This window comes from Bradyrhizobium guangdongense, from assembly GCF_006483445.1.
Lineage (GTDB): Bacteria > Pseudomonadota > Alphaproteobacteria > Rhizobiales > Xanthobacteraceae > Bradyrhizobium > Bradyrhizobium guangdongense_A.
Window position 1 is genome coordinate 1 of the sequence record NZ_PPPT01000193.1, and the last position, 7,861, is coordinate 7,861.

7 protein-coding genes are annotated in these 7,861 nt (G+C 64.0%); all 7 read right to left on the bottom strand.

Features of this window, described 5'->3' with window-relative positions; translation table 11 throughout:
- Positions 1-44: 44 nt before the first annotated feature.
- The 7 genes from C2U70_RS26480 to C2U70_RS26510 all read right to left on the bottom strand — a co-directional run bounded on the left by C2U70_RS26480 (position 45) and on the right by C2U70_RS26510 (position 7,614).
- Positions 45-980, bottom strand: a complete 936-nt coding sequence (locus tag C2U70_RS26480; RefSeq protein WP_140981572.1) for a carbohydrate kinase family protein — start codon at positions 978-980, stop codon at positions 45-47.
- Positions 981-991: 11 nt separating this feature from the next.
- Positions 992-2,638: an FGGY-family carbohydrate kinase gene (locus C2U70_RS26485; protein WP_140981573.1), complete on the bottom strand. Its 1,647-nt coding sequence runs from the start codon at positions 2,636-2,638 to the stop codon at positions 992-994.
- Positions 2,639-2,666: 28 nt separating this feature from the next.
- The gene (locus C2U70_RS26490; RefSeq protein ID WP_140981574.1) at positions 2,667-3,440 is read right to left on the bottom strand and encodes an SDR family NAD(P)-dependent oxidoreductase; all 774 of its coding nucleotides are present in this window, start codon (positions 3,438-3,440) and stop codon (positions 2,667-2,669) included.
- A 33-nt stretch (positions 3,441-3,473) separates the two neighbouring features.
- Positions 3,474-4,481 (bottom strand): ABC transporter ATP-binding protein, encoded by a 1,008-nt coding sequence (locus tag C2U70_RS26495; RefSeq protein ID WP_140981575.1) that lies wholly within the window; start codon positions 4,479-4,481, stop codon positions 3,474-3,476.
- An 11-nt stretch (positions 4,482-4,492) separates the two neighbouring features.
- Positions 4,493-5,323, bottom strand: coding sequence for a carbohydrate ABC transporter permease (locus tag C2U70_RS26500; RefSeq protein ID WP_140981576.1), 831 nt, complete (start codon positions 5,321-5,323; stop codon positions 4,493-4,495).
- 3 nt (positions 5,324-5,326) lie between these two features.
- On the bottom strand, positions 5,327-6,199 hold the full coding sequence (locus tag C2U70_RS26505; RefSeq protein WP_140981577.1) for a carbohydrate ABC transporter permease: 873 nt from the start codon (positions 6,197-6,199) through the stop codon (positions 5,327-5,329).
- Between the two features lie 86 nt (positions 6,200-6,285).
- Positions 6,286-7,614: an ABC transporter substrate-binding protein gene (locus C2U70_RS26510; RefSeq protein WP_140981578.1), complete on the bottom strand. Its 1,329-nt coding sequence runs from the start codon at positions 7,612-7,614 to the stop codon at positions 6,286-6,288.
- Positions 7,615-7,861: the final 247 nt, after the last annotated feature.

The window sequence follows — 7,861 nt, forward strand, 5'->3', positions numbered from 1 at the left end:
CCGGGACAAGCCCGGGCATAACGAGCTAGTGGCACGGCCCTCGCCTACCAGCCCCAACTGATCTCGCCGATGCGCGGCGGGTCTGCGCCGGGACGGGTGCAGGTCATGCCGGCGCAATTGGCGGCAAACGACAGTGCGCGGCGCAACTCGTCGGCGCTGATGTCCCGAAGCTGCGTTCGCGGCAGCCGCCCCTGTTTATGCAGCGCGAACAACAGCGCCGCCTGAAAGCTGTCGCCGGCGCCGATCGTGTCAACCACCGTCACCCTGGGTGCGGCGACCTCGATCTGTCCCGCGGTCGGATGCCAGGCGATGGCACCATCAATCCCGCGCGTGATGACGACGAGGCTGGCGCCCTGCGCCAACAGCGAACGCGCCCGCGCGGGGTAAGTTTCATTGCCATAGAGATAGCTGAAATCGACATCGGACATCCGGACGATGTCGGCATCTTGTGCGAACTCGGCCATGCGCGCGAGATAAGCCGGCTTGTCCTTGACCAGATTGGGACGGCAGTTCGGATCGAACGAGACGGTGGCGGATTGCCTCGCGTCCGCGATGAGGGCCTTTGTTTCCGACGCACCCTGATCATTGACCAGCGTCGTCGATCCGATGTGAACCGCCTCGACCTTGTCGAACGGTATCGAACCGCGCCGATAGGTCCAATTCCGCGTCGCAGTCTCGGCATCGTAGAAGGCATATTGCGACTCGCCGCCGACGATGCGCACGAAGGCAAGCGTCGTCTGGTGATCGCTGCGGGTCGCGAAGCCCAGTTCGACATTGGAGGCGGCTGCATGCGCCGCGATCATCTGCCCGAACATGTCGTTCGAGAGCCCGCCGACGAAGCCGGCGGACGCACCGAGCCGCGCGATCCCGATCGCCACGTTGAGACAGGAGCCGCCGACCGCCGGCATCACCGCCTCGCGTCCCTCCGCGGTACGCGTCGGCACGAAATCAATCAGCGCATCGCCACAACTGATCAGCATTTTCTCGACCCTTACAGCGCCAACGCGAAGCCGCGCATTGCGGCACGGCTGCTGCCATCGACCTCACGCAGCAACTGGTAGACGCTTCGCTTGCGGCGATGGAAGTCCGCCATGCCCTCGGCGGTCGGTTCGCTCAACCGTCCCAGCGCCGACATCTTTGCCATGGTCTCGCCGATCGAGGCAAAGGCACCGCCTGCGACCGCGCCGAGCATGGCGGCACCGAGCAGCACGGGCTCCTTGGTCTGCGGCAGGGCGACCGTGAGGCCGGTCGTATCGGCCATGATCTGGCGGACCAGCGGGCTGCGGCTGGCGCCGCCACCCATGATCATGATGCGGCTCGTGACGCCATGCGCGGCAAAGGCCTCGATCACCTCGGCGAGGCCATAGGCGAGCCCACACAGCCCCGCCACGAACAGCCGCTCCATCGAAGCCACGTCAGTATCCAGGTCCAGACCCGCGATCACCGCGCGCGTATCGGGGTCGGCGTAAGGCGAGCGATTGCCGATGAACTCCGGCAGCACATGGACGTCGCGTGCCAGCAGCGCTGCCCTGCTGGCATTGCCGGCGCGCGCGATGATGCGCTTCTCCAGGAACTCGATGATGTCGAGGCCGTCCTTGCGCGCGGCGGCGCTGACCTCGGCATGTCCGGGATGCGACTTCAAGAGATGATCGATCGCGGCACCCGCGGCCGACTGCCCGCCCTCGTTGAGCCAGAAGTCCGGCACCATGCCGGAGTAATAAGGTCCCCAGACGCCAGGCACGAAGCAAGGGTCTTTCGTCGTCGCCATGATGCAGGCGGACGTTCCCATGATGTAGGCCAGGCGATCGCTGACATCGGCCGAACCGCCGGACCCATCGCGTCCGCCGATCGCGCCAACCCCGCCGGCATGGGCATCGATGAGGGACGCGCCGACCGGCGTGCCGGGGTTGAGGCCCAGATCACCTGCTGCCGCGCGCGTCAGGCCGGCGGCGAGCCGCGTGCCGGGCGCGACGATCTCGGTGCCGATGCGCGCGTATCGTTCAGTGGCGAACTCCGAGAGGCCGATGCGCTGGATGAAGGGCGCGCTCCAGCCGCCGGCATGAGGCTGATAGTTCCACTTGCAGGTGACGGTGCAGGTCGAGCGCTGCAGCGAGCCGGTCGCGCGCCAGGTCAGATAGTCCGCGAGGTCGAAGAAATGACCTGCCGCATCAAAGCTCGCGCGCAGATGCCGCTTCAGCCACAACAGCTTTGGCATCTCCATCTCGGGCGAGATCGAGCCGCCGACATAGCGCAGCACCTCGTCCTGGGTCTCGTTGATCAGCCGCGCTTCGGTCGTTGCGCGATGGTCCATCCAGACGATGACGTTGCGTCGCCTTTCGCCGGATGCGCTGACCGTGACGGGCTCGCCGTCCCTGTCGAGTACGACCAGCGAGCATGTCGCATCGAACCCAATGCCCTTGATCATGTCGGGCGCGATGGCCGCCTCGGCCATCGCCGCGCGCACGGATTTGGCGCAGGCGTCCCAGATGTCTGATGACGACTGCTCGACGATATCGCCGGCCTCGTGCCAGGTCTTGATCGGATGCCGCGCGGTCGAGAGAAGATTGCCGGCCTGGTCGAACACCCCTGCCCGCGTGCTGGATGTTCCCACGTCGACGCCGATATACGCCTGCGGCATTGTCGCTCCCGTCAATTTTGACGCAAGCCTACCAGCAAGTGTAACCGCCATCCACAAGCACGATGCTGCCGGTCATCAAACTCGCGGCGTCCGAAGCGAGGAACAGCACGACGGAGGCGATCTCCTCCACCTGCCCCATCCGCGCCATCGGGGTTCCACCGATCCAGGCGTCATACATTTTTGGATTGCTTTTCACGAAAGCGTTGAGCGGCGTCTCGATATAGGTCGGCGCCACCGCGTTGACGCGCACACCGCGCGCGCCCCACTCGGCGGCCAGCGACTTGGTCAGATGGTGCACCGCCGCCTTGGAAGCGTTGTAAAAACACTGCTCCTGCGGCTTGTTGACGATGAAGCCGGACATCGAGCCGACATTGACGATCGTTCCGGCCTTCGCCCGCAACATGTGCCTGCCGAATTCGCGGCAGCACCAGAAGGTGCCGTTGAGATTGACGTCGATGACGTTGAGCCAGTGCTCGTCGGTCACGGTCTCCGCCGGCGTCTCGCTCCGCGCGATGCCGGCATTGTTGACGAGGATGTCGACCTTGCCGAGGCGCGAGACGAGATCGTTGGCAACATCAGACACCCGCTTCGTGTCGGTAACGTCCATGACGACGGTTTCAGCCTCATATCCCTTGGCCTTCAGACCGGCGCGCGCGGTGTCGGCGACCTTGCCATCGCGATCGGCGATGATGACTTTTGCGCCGGCTTCAGCCAGCGCCTCGGCACAGGCGAGCCCAATGCCCTGCCCGCCGCCGGTGATGATGGCTGACTTGCCCGTCAGCTTGAACTTTTCCAGGTACATGGTGGTCTTCCTGTTCTTGTTTGCCCCAGTGGCTCAGGCGCGGATCGCGTTGCCGCTACCGTCGAAGCGGTGGATGCGGTTCGGCTCCGGCGTCAGCGAGACCTTGTCGCCGGGGTTGAGGCTCAGTTCGCCGATGTAGCGCGCCGTCAGCATGCCCAGCGGCCCGCCATCGACGTAAAGGAACGTGTCGCTGCCGAGATGCTCGGCGACCGAGATCGTTCCGGGCCAGCCGGTCGTGCCGCCGCGTTCGATCTTCAGATGTTCCGGCCGCACGCCGATGGTGATCGCGCCCTGCTGCTGCGCATGCTCGCCGGTGACGAAATTCATCTTGGGCGAGCCGATGAAGCCGGCGACGAACAGGTTGTTGGGCCGCTCGTAGAGCTCCAGCGGCGAGCCATATTGCTCGATCTTGCCGCCGTTGAGCACGACGATCTTGTCGGCCATGGTCATGGCCTCGACCTGGTCGTGGGTGACGTAGATCGCTGTCGTGCCGAGCTGCTTTTGCAGCCGCGTCACCTCGAGCCGCATCTGCACGCGCAGTGCGGCATCGAGGTTGGACAAGGGCTCGTCGAACAAGAACGCCTTTGGCTCGCGGACGATGGCGCGGCCGATCGCGACGCGCTGGCGCTGGCCGCCGGAGAGCTCGCGCGGCTTGCGGTCGAGATAGGGCGTGAGATTCAGCGTCGCGGCGGCAGCCTCGACCTTGCGGTTGATCTCGTCCTTGGCGAGCCCCGCCATCTTCAGGCCAAAGCCGATATTGCCGCGCACGCTCATATGCGGATAGAGCGCGTAGGACTGGAACACCATGGAGAGGCCGCGCTTGGCCGGCGGCGTATCGACGACGTTCTTGCCGTCGATCAAGATCTTGCCGCCGCTGACGTCCTCAAGGCCGGCGATCAGCCGCAGCAGCGTGGTCTTGCCGCAACCTGAGGGTCCCACGAACACCACGAAGGAGCCATCCGAAATGTCGAGGTCGGCGCCCTTGATGATGTGGACGGGACCGAAGGACTTTTGCACGTCCACAAGTGTGATCTGACCCATGACAGCCCCTGTTACTTGACCGCGCCGAAGGTGAGCCCGCGGACGAGCTGCTTCTGGCTGAACCAACCGAGGACGAGAATGGGCGCGATCGCCAGCGTCGACGCCGACGACAGCTTCGCCCAGAACAGGCCTTCAGGACTCGAATATGAGGCGATGAACGTGGTGAGCGGCGCGGCGTACGAGGTCGACAGGTTCAGCGTCCAGAACGCCTCGTTCCAGGCCAGGATCAAGTTGAGCAGCATCGTCGAGGCCAGCCCCGGGATCGCCATCGGCGTCAGCACATAGACGAGCTCGCGGCCGATCGTGGCACCGTCCATGCGCGCGGCCTCGAGGATGTCGCGCGGGATCTCCTTGAAGTACGTAAAGAGCATCCAGATCACGATCGGCAGATTGCCGAGGCACAGGATGAAGACGAGGCCAATACGGGAATCGAGCAGACCAAACGTCTTGTAGATCAGGTAGATCGGCACCAGTACGCCGACCGGCGGCATCATCTTGGTCGAGAGCATCCAGAGCAAAATGTCCTTGGTGCGCTTGGTCGGCGAGAACGCCATCGACCAGGCGGCCGGGATCGCGATCAGCAGCGCAATCAGCGTCGAGCCGCCGGCGATGATGATCGAGTTCATGGCATGGTGCAGATAGTCGCTGCGCTCCTGCACGGTGGCGTAGTTTTCCGTCGTCCAGTGGAAGAACAGGAACGACGGCGGGATGGCAAAAGCCTCCAGCTCGGTTTTGAAGCTCGCCAGCACCATCCAGAGAATCGGGAAGAAGATCAGAAAGCCCGCCAGCCAGGCCCCGATCGTGGACACCACCACCTTTTGCGTTGTCGCCATCCGCGCCATGCTTCATGCCTCCAGATTGCGGCCGACGATGCGGACGAGGAAGAACGCAACGATGTTGGCGATCACGACCGCGACGAGGCCGCCCGCGGATGCGCTGCCGACGTCGAACTGGATCAGCGCCTGCGAATAGATCAGGAAGGCGATGTTGGTGGTCTGCAGACCCGGCCCGCCGCCCGTCGTGACGAAAATCTCGGCAAACACAGTGAGCAGGAAGATCGTCTCGATCAGGATCACCACCGTGATCGGGCGCGCCAGATGCGGCAGCGTGATGTAGATGAAGGTCGAGACGGCGCTCGCGCCATCCATCTCGGCCGCCTCCTTCTGCTCCTCGTCGAGCGATTGCAGCGCGGTCAACAGAATGAGGGTCGCGAACGGCAGCCATTGCCAGGACACGATCAAAATCACCGCAAACAGCGGCAAATCGTTGAACCAGTCGATCGGCGTCAGTCCGAACACCTTCGCGATCCAGGCAAAGAGGCCGGAGACCGGGTGCATCAACAGGTTCTTCCAGACCAGGGCGCTCACCGTCGGCATCACGAAGAACGGCGCGATCACCATCAGGCGCACGATGTTGCGGCCGACCACGGGCTGGTCCAGCAGCAGCGCCAGGGGAATGCCGAGCAGAATGGTCAGCGCCAGCACCGAGCCGACCAGCACCAGCGTGTTCTGGAGCGAGGCAAGAAAGGCAGGATCGGTGAGGAAGTAGCGAAAGTTTTCCAGACCGACGAAGGATTCCGAGCCGGGATCGAGCAGGCTGTAATGCAGCGTCGAGAAGTAGAGCGTCAGCGCGAGCGGGACGATCATCCAGATGAACAGCAGCGCGACTGCCGGGGTCAGAAGCGACCGCGCAAGGAGTTGCGTCTGCCGTGTGGCCATCGCTCGCTCTCCATCGTCGGGAAAGTGGCGGCCATCCCCTCATGGATCGGATGGCCGCGAGTTGGGCTCTCAGGAGGCTGAGGGCATCACTTGATGTAACCGGCGCGCTTCATCTCGCGCTCGGTGACGGATTGCGCCGCGGTCAGTGCAGCGTCCACGGTCATCGAACCGGCCAAGGCCGCGGAGAACTGCTGCCCCACCTGGGTGCCGATGCCCTGGAATTCGGGGATCGCCGCATATTGCACGCCGACATAAGGCACCGGCTTCACGGTCGGCTTGTTCGGATCCGCCGCGTCGATCGAGGCCAGCGTCAGTTTGGCGAACGGCGCGACCTTCAGATACTCATCGTTCTTGTAGAGCGAGGTGCGCGTGCCCGGCGGCACGTTGGCCCAGCCTTCCTTCGAGGCCACGAGTTTCGTGTAGTCCTTGCTGGTCGCCCAGGCGATGAATTTTTCGGCGGCTTCGGTCTTCTTGGAGCCCGCGGGGATCGCGAGGTTCCAGGCCCACAGCCAGTTGGCGTTCTTGCCGAGCCCGGTGTTGGGTGCGAGCGCAAAGCCGACCTTGTCGGCGACCTTGGAGTCCTTCGGATTGGTGACGAAGGACGCCGCCACCGTCGCGTCGATCCACATGCCGCACTTGCCGGCGTTGAACAGCGCGAGGTTCTCGTTGAACCCGTTGGAGCTCGCGCCGGGAGGGCCTGCGTCCTTCATCAGATTGACGTAGGTCGTGAGCGTCTTCTTCCATTCCGGCGTGTTGAACTGCGGCTCCCACTTCTCGTCGAACCAGCGCGCGCCATAGGAATTGGCCATCGCCGACAGAAACGCCATGTTCTCGCCCCAGCCGGCCTTGCCGCGCAGGCAGATGCCGTAGGTGCCCGCGGTCTTGTCGGTGAGCTTCTTGGCGGCATCGATGACGAAATCCCAGGTCGGGCTTTCCGGCATCTTCAGGCCTGCCTTCTCGAACAGATCGGTGCGGTACATGATCATCGAGCTCTCGCCGTAGAACGGCGCGGCGTAGAGCTTGCCGTCGGACGACACCGCGTCCTTGATCTTCGGCAGGAGGTCGGCGACGTCGTAATCGGCGCCGAGATTGGCGAGCGGCACCAGCCAGCCCTTCTTGGCCCAGATCGGTACCTCATAGGTGCCGATGGTCAGCACGTCGAACTGGCCGCCCTTGGTGGCGATGTCGGTGGTGACGCGCTGGCGTAGCACGTTCTCCTCCAGCGTCACCCATTTCACCGTGATGTCGGGGTTCTTCTTGGTGAACTCGCTGGTGAGACCCTGCATGCGGATCATGTCGCCGTTGTTCACGGTGGCGACCGTCAGGGTCGTCTCGGCCATCGCAGGAACGGAAAGCAGGGGAACGGAAAGCAGCAGTGCAGTCGCGCCGCACGTGGCGCTCAGGACTTTTTTCACGATGACCTCCCTTGGCTCGCGTTTTGAGCATATGCCCACGCGTTGAGCGTATGTTCAACTCAGCTCCTGACTTTGTCAAGCATGCGCGTGCGCCCTCCCGCAACTTCTGAGTGCTGCAGTGCGGGAGTGACGACCGGCGTTGGGCAACTGAATGAGCGCAGTCCCACAACTCGTCATGCCCGGGCTTGTCCCGGGCATCCACGTTCTCTGTGCCGCGAGGAAGATCGTGGATGGCCGGGACAAGCCC

What these genes read in the sequence shown, in the direction of transcription:
- C2U70_RS26480 (WP_140981572.1), bottom strand. Translation starts at nt 980, where the DNA reads ATGCTGATCAGTTGTGGCGATGCGCTGATTGATTTCGTGCCGACGCGT.
- C2U70_RS26485 (WP_140981573.1), bottom strand. Translation starts at nt 2,638, where the DNA reads ATGCCGCAGGCGTATATCGGCGTCGACGTGGGAACATCCAGCACGCGG.
- C2U70_RS26490 (WP_140981574.1), bottom strand. Translation starts at nt 3,440, where the DNA reads ATGTACCTGGAAAAGTTCAAGCTGACGGGCAAGTCAGCCATCATCACC.
- C2U70_RS26495 (WP_140981575.1), bottom strand. Translation starts at nt 4,481, where the DNA reads ATGGGTCAGATCACACTTGTGGACGTGCAAAAGTCCTTCGGTCCCGTC.
- C2U70_RS26500 (WP_140981576.1), bottom strand. Translation starts at nt 5,323, where the DNA reads ATGGCGCGGATGGCGACAACGCAAAAGGTGGTGGTGTCCACGATCGGG.
- C2U70_RS26505 (WP_140981577.1), bottom strand. Translation starts at nt 6,199, where the DNA reads ATGGCCACACGGCAGACGCAACTCCTTGCGCGGTCGCTTCTGACCCCG.